Annotated in this window: 16 protein-coding genes; 8 read left to right on the forward strand and 8 right to left on the reverse strand. The window is 35.8% G+C overall.

Features of this window, described 5'->3' with window-relative positions; translation table 11 throughout:
• The first annotated feature begins 31 nt into the window (after positions 1-31).
• Genes GYM75_RS07525 through fis form a run of 5 tightly spaced genes read left to right on the forward strand, consistent with a single transcriptional unit; the run spans position 32 to position 3,916 of the window.
• A complete protein-coding gene (locus GYM75_RS07525) occupies positions 32-268 on the forward strand; it encodes a YhdT family protein (protein ID WP_220215363.1) in 237 nt (78 codons plus the stop codon).
• A gap of 7 nt (positions 269-275) precedes the next feature.
• Positions 276-1,727, forward strand: coding sequence for a sodium/pantothenate symporter (gene panF, locus GYM75_RS07530; protein WP_220215364.1), 1,452 nt, complete (start codon positions 276-278; stop codon positions 1,725-1,727).
• Positions 1,702-2,568, forward strand: a complete 867-nt coding sequence (prmA, locus tag GYM75_RS07535; protein ID WP_220215365.1) for a 50S ribosomal protein L11 methyltransferase — start codon at positions 1,702-1,704, stop codon at positions 2,566-2,568. Before panF ends, prmA begins: the two co-directional genes overlap by 26 nt.
• Before the next feature lie 36 nt (positions 2,569-2,604).
• A complete protein-coding gene (gene dusB, locus GYM75_RS07540; protein ID WP_220215366.1) occupies positions 2,605-3,612 on the forward strand; it encodes a tRNA dihydrouridine synthase DusB in 1,008 nt (335 codons plus the stop codon).
• Positions 3,613-3,619: 7 nt separating this feature from the next.
• The gene (fis, locus tag GYM75_RS07545; protein WP_025315996.1) at positions 3,620-3,916 is read left to right on the forward strand and encodes a DNA-binding transcriptional regulator Fis; all 297 of its coding nucleotides are present in this window, start codon (positions 3,620-3,622) and stop codon (positions 3,914-3,916) included.
• A 120-nt stretch (positions 3,917-4,036) separates the two neighbouring features.
• Here the strand turns inward: fis and rbsR are convergent, their stop codons facing one another.
• The 6 genes from rbsR to rbsD are packed head-to-tail and all read right to left on the reverse strand — an operon-like array spanning position 4,037 to position 9,854.
• Complete coding sequence (gene rbsR, locus GYM75_RS07550; protein ID WP_220215367.1) at positions 4,037-5,020, reverse strand: ribose operon transcriptional repressor RbsR; 984 nt, start codon at positions 5,018-5,020, stop codon at positions 4,037-4,039.
• 21 nt (positions 5,021-5,041) lie between these two features.
• Positions 5,042-5,971 carry a ribokinase gene (rbsK, locus tag GYM75_RS07555; protein WP_220215368.1) on the reverse strand — a complete coding sequence of 310 codons (930 nt, stop codon included), beginning with the start codon at positions 5,969-5,971 and terminating at the stop codon, positions 5,042-5,044.
• A 55-nt stretch (positions 5,972-6,026) separates the two neighbouring features.
• On the reverse strand, positions 6,027-6,914 hold the full coding sequence (gene rbsB / locus GYM75_RS07560) for a ribose ABC transporter substrate-binding protein RbsB (RefSeq protein WP_220215369.1): 888 nt from the start codon (positions 6,912-6,914) through the stop codon (positions 6,027-6,029).
• Positions 6,915-6,949: 35 nt separating this feature from the next.
• A complete protein-coding gene (gene rbsC / locus GYM75_RS07565; protein WP_220215370.1) occupies positions 6,950-7,900 on the reverse strand; it encodes a ribose ABC transporter permease in 951 nt (316 codons plus the stop codon).
• The gene (rbsA, locus tag GYM75_RS07570) at positions 7,900-9,402 is read right to left on the reverse strand and encodes a ribose ABC transporter ATP-binding protein RbsA (protein ID WP_220215371.1); all 1,503 of its coding nucleotides are present in this window, start codon (positions 9,400-9,402) and stop codon (positions 7,900-7,902) included. Before rbsA ends, rbsC begins: the two co-directional genes overlap by 1 nt.
• Before the next feature lie 32 nt (positions 9,403-9,434).
• Positions 9,435-9,854 (reverse strand): D-ribose pyranase, encoded by a 420-nt coding sequence (rbsD, locus tag GYM75_RS07575; RefSeq protein WP_220215372.1) that lies wholly within the window; start codon positions 9,852-9,854, stop codon positions 9,435-9,437.
• Positions 9,855-10,177: 323 nt separating this feature from the next.
• Between rbsD and GYM75_RS07580 the strand changes: the two genes are divergently transcribed.
• Together GYM75_RS07580 and ruvC are read left to right on the forward strand one after the other, a co-directional pair.
• Positions 10,178-10,921, forward strand: coding sequence for a YebC/PmpR family DNA-binding transcriptional regulator (locus GYM75_RS07580; RefSeq protein ID WP_065557873.1), 744 nt, complete (start codon positions 10,178-10,180; stop codon positions 10,919-10,921).
• Complete coding sequence (ruvC, locus tag GYM75_RS07585; protein ID WP_220215373.1) at positions 10,921-11,409, forward strand: crossover junction endodeoxyribonuclease RuvC; 489 nt, start codon at positions 10,921-10,923, stop codon at positions 11,407-11,409. Before GYM75_RS07580 ends, ruvC begins: the two co-directional genes overlap by 1 nt.
• Positions 11,410-11,704: 295 nt before the next feature.
• Here the strand turns inward: ruvC and GYM75_RS07590 are convergent, their stop codons facing one another.
• Both GYM75_RS07590 and GYM75_RS07595 read right to left on the reverse strand, forming a co-directional pair.
• Entirely contained in the window at positions 11,705-14,917 is a 3,213-nt protein-coding gene (locus GYM75_RS07590; RefSeq protein WP_220215374.1) for an efflux RND transporter permease subunit, read from the reverse strand.
• Positions 14,918-14,936: 19 nt separating this feature from the next.
• Positions 14,937-16,133 carry an efflux RND transporter periplasmic adaptor subunit gene (locus GYM75_RS07595; RefSeq protein WP_220215375.1) on the reverse strand — a complete coding sequence of 399 codons (1,197 nt, stop codon included), beginning with the start codon at positions 16,131-16,133 and terminating at the stop codon, positions 14,937-14,939.
• A gap of 389 nt (positions 16,134-16,522) precedes the next feature.
• On the opposite strand from GYM75_RS07595, the gene zipA reads away from it, so the two are divergent.
• Positions 16,523-17,461, forward strand: a complete 939-nt coding sequence (gene zipA, locus GYM75_RS07600) for a cell division protein ZipA (RefSeq protein ID WP_370632169.1) — start codon at positions 16,523-16,525, stop codon at positions 17,459-17,461.
• Positions 17,462-17,610 lie beyond the last annotated feature (149 nt).

Raw genomic sequence — 17,610 nt, forward strand, 5'->3', positions numbered from 1 at the left:
CCACTATTTAATTATTGATAAATTATTCAATATGGATACACGATATAAGCAAGCAAATAAAGAAGCTAAGCTTTCACTGTTATTAACAATTATTTATCTTCTTGGCTGGATTGTTTGTGCTTACGGCGCTAGCGATAAAACTGGCTTTTTGGGTCTTCCATTATGGTTTGAATTATCCTGCATTATGGTACCTGTCGGGTTCATTTTATTATGCTGGGTCGTTGTAAAATTTCATTTCAAAAACATCTCATTAGAACAAACTAAGTGATCAAAAAATGCATTTAGATATTATATTACCGCTAGTCATCTATCTTATTTTTGTGTTTGCCCTATCTATTTATGCTTATGTTAAACGCAAAAAAGTCAATCAATTTACCGATTACTTTATTGGTAATCGAACAATGGGGGGATTTTTGCTCGCCATGACGCTGGCGGCAACTTACATCAGTGCCAGCTCATTTATTGGTGGCCCTGGTGCTGCTTACAAATTCGGACTGGGTTGGGTTTTGCTGTCTATGATTCAAGTCCCTACTGTCTTGCTATCTCTGGGTATTTTGGGCAAAAAATTTGCCATTTTAGCTCGCAAATATAATGCTATCACGTTAAGTGATATGCTTTATGCGCATTATAAAAGTAAGATAATAGTCTGGTTTGCCAGTATAGCTTTAGTGGTTGCTTTTGTCGGTGCAATGACTGTTCAGTTTGTCGGTGGTGCTCGATTATTAGAATCATCAGTAGGCTTACCTTATAATGTCGGTCTACTTATTTTCGGTATTGGTACGGTGATATATACCGCATTTGGTGGATTTCGAGCAAGTATCTTAAACGATGCTTTCCAAGGTTTAGTGATGATCATTGGCTCAATATTACTTTTAACCGCCATTATTTATGCTGGCGGTGGATTAACGGCTATTGTTGAGCGTTTAAAAGAAATCGATCCTGCATTATTAACACCACAAGGCCCTGGCAATTTTATGGACTTTCCATTTATGGCATCATTCTGGATTTTAGTCTGTTTTGGTGTGGTTGGTTTACCGCATACAGCGGTGCGTTGTATGGCTTATAAAGACAGTAAAGCAGTACATCGGGGCATCATTATCGGTACGATTGTTGTTACAGTTATTATGTTAACCATGCACCTATCTGGCGCACTTGGGCGAGCAATTATTGATGATTTAAGCGTTCCCGATCAAATTGTCCCAACTTTGATTATTAAAGTGATGTCTCCATTAGCTGCAGGTATCTTTTTGGCTGCGCCTCTGGCTGCAATTATGTCAACTATTAATGCTCAACTGTTACAAGTTTCTTCTGTAATTATAAAAGATCTGTTTTTAAGCATTAAACCTGAAACAAAATGCAGTGATAAAACACTCACTCGAATATCGGTTGTCATTACCTTTATTTTTGGCGCATTGCTCATTTTAGCAGCTTGGAATCCACCTGATATGATAATTTGGTTAAATTTGCTTGCTTTTGGTGGTTTAGAAGCGGTATTTTTATGGCCTTTGGTACTTGGCTTATATTGGAAAAAAGCTAATGCAACTGGCGCATTATATTCTATGTTCGCTGGCGCCATAAGTTATACCCTTTTAGCCGCTTATGACATTAAAATTTATTCTTTCTATCCAATTGTGCCTTCATTAATTATTGGATTGGTTGTTTTTATCATTGCCAATAGATTTGGTAACTTAAGGAAAAATTATGCCTTGGATTCAACTCAAAATTAACACAACAAGTGATCATGCAGAAAAGATAAGTGATCTTTTGGAAGAATCGGGGGCGCTATCTGTTACTTTTCAAGATACCTATGATACGCCCGTATTTGAACCATTACCCGGGGAAACAAAACTGTGGGGTAATACTGATGTTATTGGTTTGTATGATGCTCAAACTGATTTAGACGAATTAAAAGCGATACTAAATCTTGACCAGTATTCTTATAGATTCGAACAATTAGAAGATAAAGATTGGGAACGTGAATGGATGGATAACTTTCACCCAATGCAATTTGGCAAACGCCTATGGATTTGTCCAAGTTGGCGACCAGTTCCTGATCCTAATGCGATCAATGTAATGTTAGATCCCGGCTTAGCTTTTGGAACAGGCACCCACCCTACAACTGCGTTATGCCTTAAATGGCTTGATAGTTTAGACTTAAAAGATAAATTAGTAATTGATTACGGTTGTGGTTCTGGGATTCTTGCCATTGCTGCACTAAAACTGGGTGCCAAACGTGTCATTGGCATTGATATTGATCCTCAAGCTATTCAAGCTAGCCGAGATAATGCTGAACGTAATCAAGTAAGCAATGATCTTGAGCTTTATCTGGCTAAAGACATACCGGATAATTTACAAGCCGATATTTTAGTGGCAAATATTTTAGCTGGTCCTTTAAAAGAGCTTGAACCCAATATCAATAATTTAATTAAAGCGAATGGATTACTTGGGTTGTCAGGTATTTTAACTTCTCAATCTCAAAGCGTTTATTGTGCTTATCAAGACCATTTTGTTCTTGATCCTGTTGCTGAACAAGAAGAGTGGTGTCGAATCACAGGCAAAAAAAAGTAAAAAAATGACACTACCCCCTTTTAACTTCGAGAAAAAATGCGTAATATAGCCGACCTTAATTTACTAAGCATTGGTAAAGTTACATTAAGAAATAATTTAATCGCTGCGCCAATGGCTGGAATTAGTGATAGACCATTTCGAAATCTATGCTATCAGTTTGGTGCTGGCATGACTATTTCCGAAATGTTTTTAGCTAATTCAGATGTTTGGCAAACAAAAAAATCAGCTTTGAGGATGGTTTCAACTGATGATATGGGCGTTCGAGCAATTCAACTCGTGGGTTCAGATCCAGATGAAATGGCTAAAGCAGCGGAATTTAATGTTAAGCATGGTGCAGAATTGATTGATATCAACATGGGATGCCCTGCTAAAAAAGTCAACAAAAAAATAGCTGGTTCTGCATTAATGCAGTATCCAGAGCTGATTAAAATGATTTTGCAAAAAGTTGTTGGTGCTGTTGATGTGCCAGTAACATTAAAAATGCGGACTGGATGGGATAAAAATCATAGAAATTGCATTGAAATCGCACAAATTGCGCAGGATTGCGGAATAAAGGCGATTACTATTCATGGGCGTACACGTGAATGCCTATTTGAAGGTAAAGCAGAGTATCATTCAATAAAAGCAGTAAAGGAACAGGTAACTATCCCAGTCATTGCTAATGGTGATATTTGTACCCCTGAACAGGTAAAAGATGTTTTTCAATATACGCAAGCTGATGGTATAATGATCGGCCGAGCGGCACAAGGGCGACCTTGGATATTTGAAGAAATTGCATTCTATCTAACACATGGAAAGTTACAAAAAGAAAAGACAGTTGATGAAGTTGAGCAAATCGTATTAACGCACCTTGATGAACTTTATCAATTTTACGGAGAATACAAAGGATTACGGATTGCCAGAAAGCATGTAAATTGGTATACCAAGAATTATGCTGATAGCGATCAATTTAGGCGCTTATTTAGTGTACTTAGCACCACAAGTGAGCAAGTTAAAACACTAAAAGCATTTTTTAGTCAAATTAGAAACAACAAAAAGAGTTAAGAATACTATGTCAGAACAACGCGTTACAGCTGCAGCACTAAAATTTACAACTGTAAACTCTCAAGACCAAATAACACAAAAACCTTTGCGAGATTCTGTCAAGCAAGCTTTAAAAAACTATTTATCACAACTTAATGGTGAAGATCCTAATGATCTATATGAATTAGTGTTAGCTGAAGTTGAACACCCATTCCTTGATATGGTTATGCAATATACACGTGGAAATCAAACTCGAGCGGCTAATATGCTCGGTATTAACCGTGGTACACTACGTAAAAAATTAAAACAATATGGTATGAGTTAATCAATAACACATTATGTTTTGTTTTAAGTTTGAAAAACGCCTACTTTGCTAGGCGTTTTTTGGTTTTTAAATGAAGATATATTCTTTAAATCATTACATGTTTGAATATCTACAATTAAGTTAAGCAGATTGTCGTTTAATTAATTTAGGTTTTAATTTTATGGTTTGTGGCGATTGTGATGGATTAAGAAAACGATTTAATAACATTTCCACAGCTAATTGTCCAAGTTCTTTTTTGGGTTGATGAATCGTTGTTAACGGTGGAGTCATATACTGGGCAATTTCAATATCATCATAACCAATGATAGCAATATCTTTACCCACTTCTAATCCATTTTGGTATAGTGCCTGATAAGCACCTATAGCCATAGCATCATTACTACAAAATACAGCTTGAGGCAAAATAGGCAGATTTAACAAATTCTGCATTGCTGTTACCCCTGATGCAAATTGAAAATCACCTTGAACTTCATAGCCCTCAATAATAGGCAAATTAGCTTCTTTTAATGCGGTACGATATCCTTGTAAACGAAATTGTGCCTGCGTATTATTTAATGGGCCTGTTATACAAGCTATGCGTTGATAGTTTTGATCGACCAAGTATTGCATAGCGATGGTCGCCCCATAAAAAGAGTTATCTTGAATTGTATCGCAAACATCATTAAAAGGAGACCAATCCATCATTACCATAGGTAATTTGGGATAACGATCAAAAATCTGTTGGGGTATAGATTGTGTTTCGGTACACATAGCGAGTAGACCATCAACACGCTTTTGCAATAGATGTTCAAAATTATCGAGCATCCTTTGATGATCCCCTTCCGTATTACATAATATTAAATTATAACCTCGTTCATAACAGCTATTTTCAACCCCTTTTACAACTTCTGAATAAAAGGGGTTACTGCTTGTTGTTATTAGCATGCCAACGGTGTAAGTTTTATTACTTTTTAGACTTCTGGCAATTGCTGATGGAATATAATTGAGTTGTTTAATCGCCAACTCAACTTTTTCACGAATACTAGGACTTACATAACGATCGTTATTAATAACATGAGACACCGTTGATGTTGAAACTTTTGCAAGATTTGCAATATCTTTCATCGTAGCCAATTTTTCTTACTCTTATAAGTTCTGTAGTCTAAGAAAATTATCAACTTCTTCACGAGTAGGCACAGATGTTTGTGCACCAGCTTTCGTCACTGACAATGCGCCTGCTGCATGAGCATACTTGACAGCTTGGTTAAGTGTTTTTCCTTCCAAAAGAGCAGTCACAAGCATACCATTAAAAGTATCACCAGCACCAATGGTATCAATAGCTTTTACTTGAAATCCAGTAATTAATTCTCCATTACCAGCACAACTAACCCAAGCACCTTTATCACCTAGGGTAATAATTACTATTTTAACACCTTTATTATGCAAAAAAGACGATGCTTTCTGCGCATCAAGAATTGTTAAAACTTTTATGCCTGTTAAATATTCAGTTTCTGTTTCATTTGGCGTAATAATGTCTATATTTTTTAGCAAATCATCTGATAGTTGCTTTGCTGGTGCAGGATTTAAAATAACTTGTGTATGATGCTGTTTTGCTAATTTTGCCGCATGTTCAATTGTTTCTAACGGGGTTTCTAATTGCATTAATATTGCGTCGGCATTGATAATATCATCCGCAAAATTCAGCAAATATTCTGGCGTCACTGCATTATTTGCACCTGAATAGATAGCTATTTGATTTTCGCCTTCTCCATTAACTAAGATTAAAGCAACACCTGTGTTTTCACCATCTATCGTTGTAACAGAATGCGTATTAATATGATCTTCCTTTAACTGTAACTTAACTTTTCTTCCTAAATCATCATTGCCAACAGCAGCAATAAATTGTACGTTTGCACCTAAACGACCTGCAGCAACAGCTTGATTAGCCCCTTTACCACCAAATGAGATCTGGTAAGCGGAACCTGTTAAAGTTTCACCTGGTTGTGGAAATGTAGGGACATTTAAAATATGGTCAACGTTAACGCTACCCAGAACAATTAATTTTTTATCAATCATCGATTTCTTTCCTATTAAAATAAAAATAGAACGCAAAAATGCGTTCTTTAAAAATTTATTTAGTAATAAGCTTTAATTCTACTGGAATTTTTTCATCAACTTTTTCACCTTTTAATACTTTATCAGCAACTTCTATCCCAATTGCTCCAATTTTTTCTGGTTGTTGAGCTACTGTTGCTGCTAGTTTACCTTTTTCTACTGATTTAATACCGTCATCTGTACCATCAAATCCTATAACAAGGATATCATCTCGCCCTGCTGTTTTGATTGCACGTACTGCACCTAATGCCATTTCATCATTTTCAGCAAATACCGCTTGTACTGACGGATAAGCACTTAACAGATTCTGCATAACATTCATACCTTTAGCACGATCAAAATCTGCAGGTTGTGCCGTCAATAATGTAAAATTATTTTGTTGTTGTGACTTTATAAAACCTTCACCTCGTTCGCGTGAGGCAGATGTACCCACAATTCCTTGTAATTGAATCACTTTTGCAGTGGCACCTAATTTTTCAAAAATAAAATCACCAGCCATTTTACCGCCTGCAATATTATCTGAAGCAATATGACTTATCACCTTGCCTTTAATTGATGCTCTATCTAATGTGATAACAGGTATCCCTGCTTTATTCGCAGCAAGTACAGCATTACCAACCGCTTCAGAATCTGTTGGGTTGATTAAAATCACTTTTGCATTTTTAACGATTGTATCTTCGACATTTGCAAGCTCTTTTGCTGGATTGTTTTGTGAATCTAATACAACTAGGTCATAACCTAATTCATTAGCTTTTTTAACCGCACCGTCTTTTAATGTGACAAAAAAAGGATTATTAAGTGTCGAAACGACTAAAACCATATTTTCTTTTGCCAGAGTTTGGCATGCTAAAGTAAAACTCAACACAACACCACTAACAGTGGTAATAATTTTTTTCAATTTCATAACTTTCTCCATGGATAATTTAATTATTAAAAAACTTATTTATTGGTTCGTTTATCTATTAATACTGCCAATAAAATAACCACACCTTTTACTATCATTTGATAATAGGAATCGACATTTAACATATTTAATCCATTATTTAAGAAACCCAAAATTAATGCGCCAATCAATGTACCAATGATTTTTCCTCGACCACCTGACATGCTTGTACCACCTAAAACAACGGCGGCGATTGCGTCCATTTCATAACCTGTACCTGCGTTTGGTTGGGCAGATGATAATCTTGCAACCTCTATCGTACTGGCAAGTGCACAAAGTAAACCACTCATTGCATAGACTATAATTTTGACTTTATCAACATTGATACCTGATAATCGTGTTGCCGCCTCGTTGCCACCTAAAGCGTAGATATAACGTCCTAAACGGGTATATTTTAGTAAGTACCACACAGATGCAAACACAATTATCATTATCCAAATAGGAACTGGCATTCCCAAAACTCGTCCACTTGCAAACCATTCAAAGCATTCAGAGTTATCATTGCTTCCTGTAGAAATTGGACTTCCTTTGGTATATACATTAGTCACACCACGTAAAATAAGCATCATGACTAAAGTAGCGATAAAAGCTTGTAATTGACCTTTGGCGATAATAAAACCCGAAAAAGCACCAAATAATGCACCTAAAGCCAAAGACACTGCTATAGCGATAAAAGGAGATATATCCATACCAATTATCGACGCTGTGATTGCACCAGCTAAAGCAAAAATGGAACCCACTGCTAGATCGATACCAGAAGTTAAAATAACTAATGTCATCCCAACTGCAATAATCGCATTAACCGACGTTTGCTGTAAAATATTGAAAAAATTGGTTAAGGTAAAAAAATTATCACTTAAACATGAAACTATGATGATTAAAACAAGTAAAGTAATCAGTGACTTTTGCTCAACGAGTATATTTTTGAGTGTTTTATTTTGCAGCATCAACTCTCTCCTGTATTTTTTCCAACGGCAGCAGCCATAAGTTTTTCTTGTGTTGCTTCACAAATAGAAAAGTCACCTGTTACTTTTCCTTCGTAGATAACTAAAATACGGTCACTCATTCCAAGGACTTCTGGCATATCAGATGAAACAAGAATGACACTTAAACCCTGTTGTTTAAATTGATTAATTAATTGATAAATCTCTTTTTTAGCACCAACATCTACACCTCGAGTTGGCTCATCCAAAATTAATATACTAGGGCGAGTCATTAAACCTTTGGCAATAGCAACTTTCTGCTGATTACCACCGGATAAAAAGTTAATGATCTGTTTTGTAGAAGGGGTTTTGATATTAAACAATTTAATGAAATTACTTACGGCCTGCTGTTCATCTTTTAAACTTAATTTCTTGAATGGAGTAATAAAATGATTAAGGGCATTTAGGGACATATTATCTTTAACAGACATACCCAATATTAAGCCATCTTTTTTACGATCCTCAGAGATATAAACAATACCGTGAGTTAATCCATCTTTTGGAGAACACGTTTTAATAGGTTTACCATTCAACACGATACTTCCCGATTTTGCAGGATTAGCACCATATATCATTTTCATTAACTCTGTTCTACCTGCCCCCATCAAACCAGAAATACCAAGTATTTCGCCTTCATGGAGACAAAAACTTACATCATTGACGCCAAAGCCGGTTAAATGTTTAACCTCTAGCGTGACCTTTCCTCGCTTCCTATCAATACGAGGATATTGCTCTTCAAGCTTTCGACCAACCATCATTTCTATAAGGATATCTTCATTTAATTGATCAATGGATTTTTCGCCAACAAATTGACCGTCTCGTAATACCGTTACTTGATCACAAATTTCAAAGATTTCTTTTAAACGATGTGAAATATAAACTACACCGCAATTTTGTTTTTTAAGTTTTCGGATAACTTCAAATAATGACGCGGTCTCAGTATCTGTAAGCGCATCGGTTGGTTCATCCATAATAATTACTTTGGAATTAAAGCTAAGCACTTTGGCTATTTCAACCATTTGTTGCTCGCCTATGGATAAATCACTTACTAAACGTCGACTATCGTAATTTAGATGAAGTTCTGCCAGTAATTTATCTGCTTCTTGATATGTCTTCTTCCAATCAATACAACCCAATTTATTTGTAAATTCACGGCCTAAAAATATATTTTCGGCAATGTTGAGTTCAGGTATCAAGTTTAATTCCTGATGAATAATACCAATTCCCGCTTCTTGAGAAGATTTAGGACCTTTAAAGTTAACTTTATTACCTAAATAAACAATTTCCCCTTCATCTTTTTGATAAATTCCGGTAATGATTTTCATTAACGTCGATTTACCTGCACCATTTTCACCGATAAGAGCCATAACCTGCCCTGCCCGAACCGATAAATCAGCACCAGCTAATGCTTTTACGCCGGGAAAAGATTTGTGAATATTGGTCAGCTGTAATAGATTTTCGTTCATAAATCTCTCATTACGTTGTTGGATTAACAGGATTAGAAAATTACGCCCGACTGCAAAATGATGTTAGCAAATGGTGAGCATTCACCCGTTCTGATAACCGCTTTACAGTGATGAGTCTGAACTTTTAACATTTCATGTGTAATGTAGGCCGTCTCAATCGTATTTTTCTGAAGTTGCTCAAACTTTTCAATCTGTTTTAACACTTGTCTGTGCAAATCAGGATTTCGATAAATAATTTCTTCAGCAAGTATCACTTTTTCAATCTGCATATCTTTAGACAACGATTCAAAAACTTGCATGAATGATGGTATTCCATAAGTTAATGCCAAATCGATTCGTTGAATATTATTTGGAATGGGTAAACCCGCATCACCTATTGCGATTTGATCGGAATGCCCCATTTTTGACAAAATCTGAAGTATCTCAGAATTAAGCAATTGACCTTTGTACATAGTAGAATCCTTGAATAGTTACCTAGTAATGGTTATCGAAACGTTTCGACTGGCCATCATCTATTGAATAAATTTTTATAGCAACAAATAAAATCTAAAGTTGTGATCTTGATCAAAGTTAATTAATTAATCTATTTTGGTACAAAATAACATCAAAACAGAAGCGTGACCAAAAAATTGAATTAAATGAAATATAAACCTTTATATTCAATTTTTGGTTTTAGATAATCATAAATAAAAATGAATAGTACATAGATAATGAACTTTCACTAAAAGTTTGTTAAAATGTGGCGATTTTTAAATTATCTAACCTGGAGAATTCTATGGCAGGTCATAGTAAATGGGCCAATACCAAACATCGTAAAGCGGCACAAGATGCTAAACGCGGTAAAATTTTTACTAAAATTATTCGAGAGCTTGTAACAGCAGCCAAACTAGGTGGTGGCGATCCAGCGTCAAATCCTCGTTTACGTGCTGCAATGGATAAAGCACTATCAAATAATATGACTCGTGATACCATGAATCGTGCTATTGCGCGTGGTGTCGGTGGTGAAGATGATAGTGATATGGAAACAATCATTTACGAAGGCTATGGCCCTGCTGGCACTGCCGTTATGGTTGAATGTTTAAGTGACAATCGTAATCGTACGGTTTCAGAAGTTCGTCATGCTTTCACCAAAACTGGTGGTAATTTAGGTACCGATGGTTCAGTATCTTACTTGTTTACCAAAAAAGGCGTTATTTCTTATCCTACAGGTACAGATGAAGACAAAGTAATGGATGCAGCTTTAGAAGCTGGAGCTGATGATGTTGTCACTTATGATGATGGTGCAATTGATGTCTTTACCACACCAGAATCATTTGGTGAAGTAAAAGATGCACTTGATGCAGCAGGTCTAGTTGCTGAATCGGCTGAAGTATCAATGATTCCTGCGACCAAAGTGGATCTTGATATTGATTCTGCACCAAAATTATTACGTTTGATCGACATGCTTGAAGATTGTGATGATGTTCAAGAAGTTTACCATAACGGTGAAGTTTCGGACGAAGTCGCTGCTGCACTTTAATGTCTATCATTCTTGGCATAGATCCTGGTTCTCGTTTGACGGGTTACGGTGTAATTCGTCAAACAGGACGACAATTAACCTATCTTGGTAGTGGTTGTATTCGTACAGCCGTCGATGATTTACCAACTCGATTAAAACGCATTTATGCAGGTGTGAGCGAAATCATCTTACAATTCCAACCCAATATGTTCGCTATCGAACAAGTCTTTATGGCTCGCAATGCTGATTCCGCATTAAAGTTAGGTCAAGCCAGAGGCTCAGCTATTGTTGCAGCAGTTAATAATGATTTACCTGTTTTTGAATATGCGGCTCGTTTAGTAAAACAAAGTGTAGTAGGTACTGGGGCTGCCGATAAAAAACAAGTTCAGCATATGGTAAAACTCTTGTTAAAATTACCCGCTAGTCCACAAGCTGATGCTGCTGATGCATTAGCTATCGCTATTACTCATGCCCATATGAGTCGACATTTAGTCAAATCTGTAAAATAAATTTAATTATCCTACATTGCCCTTGCAAAATAGTGCGATCAGCTAACCTAAATAATAACGAATACGCCTTAACATCAATAGTAAAGCGATAATACTATTTATTCATTGGATTAATTTTTACACCTAAATGTTTAAAATCAGATGACATTTTCATGAGTATAAGATTAAAAATTCAATAAAAAAGCACGATAAAATCGTGCTTTTTTATTGGTCACCTTATTAATAAGATTTCGACTTTACTATTTAATGCACATCCTAGCTAGCGCTAAGATATGCATTTCAATCTGTCAACTTACTACTTTTGATCAGTGTTGTGCGAAAAATTACTTGGTAAAACAACCTTATTTTTATGTTTAGTAAACATTTTGGTAATAAATAAGAAGAATAATGGTACATAAAATATCGCTAAGAATGTCGCTGTTAACATACCACCAATTACCCCTGTACCTACCGCGTTTTGGCTTGCTGAACCTGCACCGCTATTTAACGCTAAAGGTAATACCCCTAAAATAAAGGCAAACGATGTCATTAAAATTGGGCGTAAACGTAATCGACAAGCTTCAAGTGTTGCATCAATCAGCGATTTACCTTCTTTTTCTAAAGCATCTTTCGCAAATTCAACAATCAAGATAGCATTTTTCGCTGACAGCCCCATTGTGGTTAATAGACCGACAATAAAGTAAATATCATTATCAAGTCCTCTAAACATTGTTGCAATCACCGTTCCTAAAATACCAAGTGGAATTACGAATAATATTGAAATTGGTACACTCCAACTTTCATACAATGCAGCTAATGCCAAGAACACGACAATAATAGAGATTATATAAAGTGTCGTCGTTTGTGATCCTGTTTGACGTTCTTGATAAGAAATATCTGTCCAGTCAAATGTAAAGCCTTTTGGTAAGTCTTTTGATAGCTGTTCCATAATTGCCATAGCTTGACCAGAACTTAAGCCCGGCGCAGCAGATCCACTAATTCCCATTGCAGCAACTCCATCATAACGAACAAGCGATGGTGAACCATAACTTTTCGAAGTGGTTGCAAATGCATCATAAGGAACCATTTGACCTTTTTGATTTTTTACATGCCAATAACTAAAATCATCAGGCAACATTCGATAAGCCGCTTCAGATTGAAGATACACTTTTTTGACTCGGTTATTATAGACAAAGTCATCGATATAAGCAGAACCTAATGCAGTAGATAACACTGTATTAACGCTACTGACTGAAACACCAAGCGCTTGAGCTGTTTCGAAATCCACATTAATTTTATACTGAGGAACATCTAACATACTGCCCGGACGCACTTGTTGAAGTTCAGGTCTTTTCGATGCTTGTCCTAAGATTTGATAAAAAGCCCCCATTAAAGCTTCATGCCCTTGTCCTGAGGTGTCTTTTAGCATATAGGAGAAACCATTAGCCATCCCTAAAGACGGAACCGCCGGTAGGTTAGCTATAATTACACGACCTTCAGTAATAGTAGATGCAAAGCCCCAACCACTGCCAACTAAAGCATCCACTTTTTGATCAGGGCGTTTACGCTCATCCCAATCTTTTAAGCGAACAAATCCAAGCCCCATATTTTGTCCACGACCGACCATACTAAACCCTGCAACAGTAAAGACTTCTTTAACAGAATCAGCTTTCTTTTCCATATAAAACTGAGTTGTTTTATTCAATACTGACATGGTTTGTTCTAAGGTTGATCCGGGTGGTAATTCGACCATGACAATTAATACACCCTGATCTTCATTAGGTAAAAACCCAGTTGGTAAGCGGTTAAATCCAAATATTAATCCAACAATGATAACGACATAACAAACAAAGGCAATTAAAGGATAACGTATTACTTTAATTACGCCTTTCTCATAAGTATGGAGTCCTTTGTTATAAAATTTATTAAACGCGCCAAAGAATAGTTTGGTTCCTTTATCACACCAGCTAAATGGTGGAATCGAGATTAATTTTTCCCCAAACGTCGATTTTTTGTTTTTACTTTTTGATGGTGCTTTTAAAATCTGAGCACAAAGAGCAGGCGTTAAAACGATTGCCATAATCACAGACAATGACATCGAGGTAACAATGGTAATTGAGAATTGACGATAAATTCCCCCTGCTGCACCACCATAAAATGCCATAGGTACAAACACAGCAGATAATACAACGGCAATACCAATTAAAGCAGAAGTTATCTGTTCCATTGATTTAACCGTTGCATCATACGGGGACAATCCTTCATCATGCATGATACGCTCAACGTTTTCGATAACGACGATAGCATCATCCACCAGTAACCCGATTGCTAACACCATCGCAAACATCGATAACGTATTTATGGTAAATCCACAAATATATAAGATTGCAAACGTTCCTAACAATACAACCGGAACGGTAATGGTTGGTATAAGAGTTGAACGAAGATTTTGCAAAAATATATACATGACGATAACAACTAATACTATTGCTTCAATCAGAGTATGCACAACATTACTGATAGATAATTTAACAAATGGAGTTGTATCGTATGGATAAGCAAATTTAATATCTTCCGGGAAGATTGCCGATAACTCTTCGATTTTTTTATCGACTAATTCAGAGGTATCTAATTGGTTTGCGCCTGTCGCCAAATAAATGGCTAAACCAGCCGATGGTTTACCGTCATAGCGAGAGATAAAATTATAATCGGATGCACCAATTTCAACGTTGGCAACATCTTTCAATAAAATATTAGAACCGTCGGTATTAACCCGAACTAAAATATTTTGAAATTGTTCTGGTGTTTTTAAACGAGATTGAGCCGTTATCGTTGCATTAAGTTCCTGACCTTCAGTTGAAGGTAATGCACCTAATTGACCCGCTGTTACCTGAGCATTTTGTGCTTGAATTGCCGCAATAATCTCTTCAATTGACATATTGAAATAACTGAGTTTATTGGGATCAAGCCAAATACGCATTGCGTATTCTGAACCAAATAAAGTCGTATCCCCAACACCTTGAACACGACGAATCGGATCTTGTACAGTCGAATAAATAAAGTCAGCGATATCTGCCTGCGTCTTTTGAGGGTTCGTTGAGTAAAAACCAATAACTTTTAGGAAGTTAGTGTTATTTTTAGCAACTGAAACACCATTTTTTTGAACACTTTCAGGTAAACGAGACTTAATACTTTCAACTTTATTTAACACCTGCACTTGCGCAAAATCAGGATTCGTTCCCGGCGCAAAAGTCAACGTAGTTTGAACAACACCTTGCGCACTACTGGTTGATTTCATATAGATTAAATTATCTATCCCAGTCAGATTTTGTTCGATTAACTGTGTAACGGTGTTTTCAATTGTTTGAGCATCTGCACCGGGATAAGCTGCTGAAACAGTAACAGCAGGAGGAGCAATATCGGGGTATTGTTCAACTGCTAGCAGTTTTATACATAGCGCTCCACCTAGCATCATCATGATAGCTATTACCCATGCAAAAACAGGTCTATCAATAAAAAACTTAGCCATAATTAAATCTACCCCTGTTTTATTTCACGCTGTTTTTGATGATATTATCTAACTGTTCTTGAGTAAGAGTAGCTGGCTCACCAACAATTTGGCCTTTCATTGGTTTACCCATCTCAACTGCCGTTAAATTAAGTAAACCTGTCGTGATAACTTGTTCACCAATATCAATACCTTTCGTCACCACCCAATAACCATTAATACCGGTATAAACTTGAATATCTTGGCGATATTCAATGGTATTATCAGGTTTAAGGATTTTCGCTGTATATTGGCCTTTGCCATTACTCGTAATACCTTGTTGAGGAACAAGTTTTGCGTTTTTAATATAGCCTAACGTCAATTGAGGCTTGACGAACATACCTGGCAAAATTTTACCTTCTGGATTTGGAAATTCAGATCTAAGGGTAACGGTACCTGTCGTTTCATTCACCGTCATATCAGAAAACTTGATACTTCCCGCTACGTCATATTTTGAACCGTCATTAAAATAAAGTTCAACATTATTACCTTTCGCGGGTTCATAAATCACGTTTTGATCTTGATTATATTTATTGTAACGCGTTGCCGCTTCAGTCATATCAATATAGATAGGATCTAGTTTTTGAACTAATGCTAATGCCGTTGCTTGACCTGCTGAAACTAATGCACCCTCAGTGACACTAGACTTACCGATATAGCCATCAATAGGCGAATACACTTTAGTATAATCTAAATTAACTTTAGCGGTATGTTCAGCTGCTTGAGCAACAAGTACACTGGCTTCTGCCTGCTGAGCATCTGCCGCTGCTTTATCATAATCTTGCTGACTAATTGATTTGGTTTTTAATAAGCCTGCATAACGTTTTAATGTCAGTTGAGCAATACTTGCATTAGCTTTAGCACTTGCAACACTTGCAACAGCACTATCATAATTGGCTTGATAAATAGCAGGATCGATTTGATAAAGTGATTGCCCTGCTTTTACATTTGAACTTTCTTCAAATTCTCGTTTTAAAACGATGCCACTTACTTGAGGTCTAATTTCAGCAATTTGCGAAGCGACAACTCGACCAGGTAAACCAATCTTTAAAGTGTAATTCAATGGCTCAACTTTAAACACCGTAACTTTTGGTATCTGATTATTACCGCCTTGTGATTTGTTATCATCGCAGCTTGACAGTAAAAATAAGCTGGTGAGTGCTACCGGAATAGTGAGTAATAGCTTGTTAAATCTCATATAAAAATGACCTCAATAAACTTAATCGTTATTTGAATAATTATAAAAATTATTTGAAAGTAACCGACGATTTTACAAAACTTATGCATAAATTGTAAGTATCTTTACAGGTAATAGCACAGAGTTCTAAAAACGAGATTACCAGTTGCACTAAAAAAATTTAAATCGATAATTATGATTATTCGCAGAAATAAAGTAATATATGTATATTGATTTATAGAGGGAAAGTATTTTGAACTGAAAACGACATTTCAAACTACTTGGGACTAATAAATATTTTTTAATTTGCAATGGAAAAATATTTATTTTACATTGTGGTACTCCGTAATCATATTCATTCATTTTTTTGAATGATTTGAGTCTTTATTTAATTTAATTTTGAGATGGTTATTATGGATAATTTACGTATTGTTCTGATTGTTATTGCATCCTTGGTCATAATTGCATTATTGATCCATGGATTATGGATAAATAAAAAGGAACGTTCTTCTCTTTTTAATTCAGAGAAGAAAAGGAAAATTACCTCAATTGATGAACAATCTAACGATGTTTATACAGATAACATCGAAGAAGATGTCATATTGATTAAGACTAAAGACAAAAAAACAGATATTCCAGAAATTGATAATATTGACCTGATTGAAAAAGAACACATTCCTCAACAAGAAGATCTATTTAGTAATCAGATTGTTGAAAACTTGCAACTCGATATTACTCCTGAACCAACTATAACTGTTCATCAAGACTCTTTAGAAGAAACATCTTCAGATAGCACATCTGAAATAATCAACGATAAAGTAACGGCGAGTGATAGTAAAAATACTCAATTAGAACAGGAAACTGATTTTGAGGCGACGATATCAGATCAAACCAGTGAACTGCCAAAATCAAATCAAGATAACGAAGAAGATAAAACTGAAATTATTGTTTTAAACGTAACCGGAATAAATGGTAAATTGTTACAAGGCGATGTGTTATTGGCCAGTATCATGCAATCTGGATTTCAATTTGGCGATATGAGAATTTTTCATCGCCATGTCGATCCTGCGGGTAACGGCCCTGTTTTATTTAGTTTAGCCAATATGGTTAATCCAGGGTATTTAGATCCTGAAACAATGCATGAATTTTCGACACCAGGAATATCAATATTCATGGTTGCCCCAACTAAAGGCAACAACCAACAGAATTTCAAATTAATGTTACAAACTGCTCAGCGTATAGCTGATGACGTAAATGGTGTAGTCTTAGATGATTCTCAACACATGCTTACACCTCAAAAAATCGACACTTACAAAGAACGAATTAAGAAAGCTTGTAACGAAATATAATCCATTACTATTTCAATAAGTAAACTCTCTTTCCACCAATAATAATTGGTGGAAAGTACGAGTCACTAATTAAAATTGTTAATTAGCACCAAAATTTTCAAAAAAAAGTAAATCAATTAATATCATTCTTGATTGATGTGTAATGATGT

This window comes from Gilliamella sp. ESL0441 (assembly GCF_019469185.1).
Classification (GTDB): Bacteria; Pseudomonadota; Gammaproteobacteria; order Enterobacterales; family Orbaceae; genus Gilliamella.

Bases quoted from the DNA above. Each gene is read 5' to 3' on its own strand.
- GYM75_RS07525 (WP_220215363.1), top strand. From the start codon at position 32: ATGGATACACGATATAAGCAAGCAAATAAAGAAGCTAAGCTTTCACTG.
- panF (WP_220215364.1), top strand. From the start codon at position 276: ATGCATTTAGATATTATATTACCGCTAGTCATCTATCTTATTTTTGTG.
- prmA (WP_220215365.1), top strand. From the start codon at position 1,702: ATGCCTTGGATTCAACTCAAAATTAACACAACAAGTGATCATGCAGAA.
- dusB (WP_220215366.1), top strand. From the start codon at position 2,605: ATGCGTAATATAGCCGACCTTAATTTACTAAGCATTGGTAAAGTTACA.
- fis (WP_025315996.1), top strand. From the start codon at position 3,620: ATGTCAGAACAACGCGTTACAGCTGCAGCACTAAAATTTACAACTGTA.
- rbsR (WP_220215367.1), bottom strand. From the start codon at position 5,020: ATGAAAGATATTGCAAATCTTGCAAAAGTTTCAACATCAACGGTGTCT.
- rbsK (WP_220215368.1), bottom strand. From the start codon at position 5,971: ATGATTGATAAAAAATTAATTGTTCTGGGTAGCGTTAACGTTGACCAT.
- rbsB (WP_220215369.1), bottom strand. From the start codon at position 6,914: ATGAAATTGAAAAAAATTATTACCACTGTTAGTGGTGTTGTGTTGAGT.
- rbsC (WP_220215370.1), bottom strand. From the start codon at position 7,900: ATGCTGCAAAATAAAACACTCAAAAATATACTCGTTGAGCAAAAGTCA.
- rbsA (WP_220215371.1), bottom strand. From the start codon at position 9,402: ATGAACGAAAATCTATTACAGCTGACCAATATTCACAAATCTTTTCCC.
- rbsD (WP_220215372.1), bottom strand. From the start codon at position 9,854: ATGTACAAAGGTCAATTGCTTAATTCTGAGATACTTCAGATTTTGTCA.
- GYM75_RS07580 (WP_065557873.1), top strand. From the start codon at position 10,178: ATGGCAGGTCATAGTAAATGGGCCAATACCAAACATCGTAAAGCGGCA.
- ruvC (WP_220215373.1), top strand. From the start codon at position 10,921: ATGTCTATCATTCTTGGCATAGATCCTGGTTCTCGTTTGACGGGTTAC.
- GYM75_RS07590 (WP_220215374.1), bottom strand. From the start codon at position 14,917: ATGGCTAAGTTTTTTATTGATAGACCTGTTTTTGCATGGGTAATAGCT.
- GYM75_RS07595 (WP_220215375.1), bottom strand. From the start codon at position 16,133: ATGAGATTTAACAAGCTATTACTCACTATTCCGGTAGCACTCACCAGC.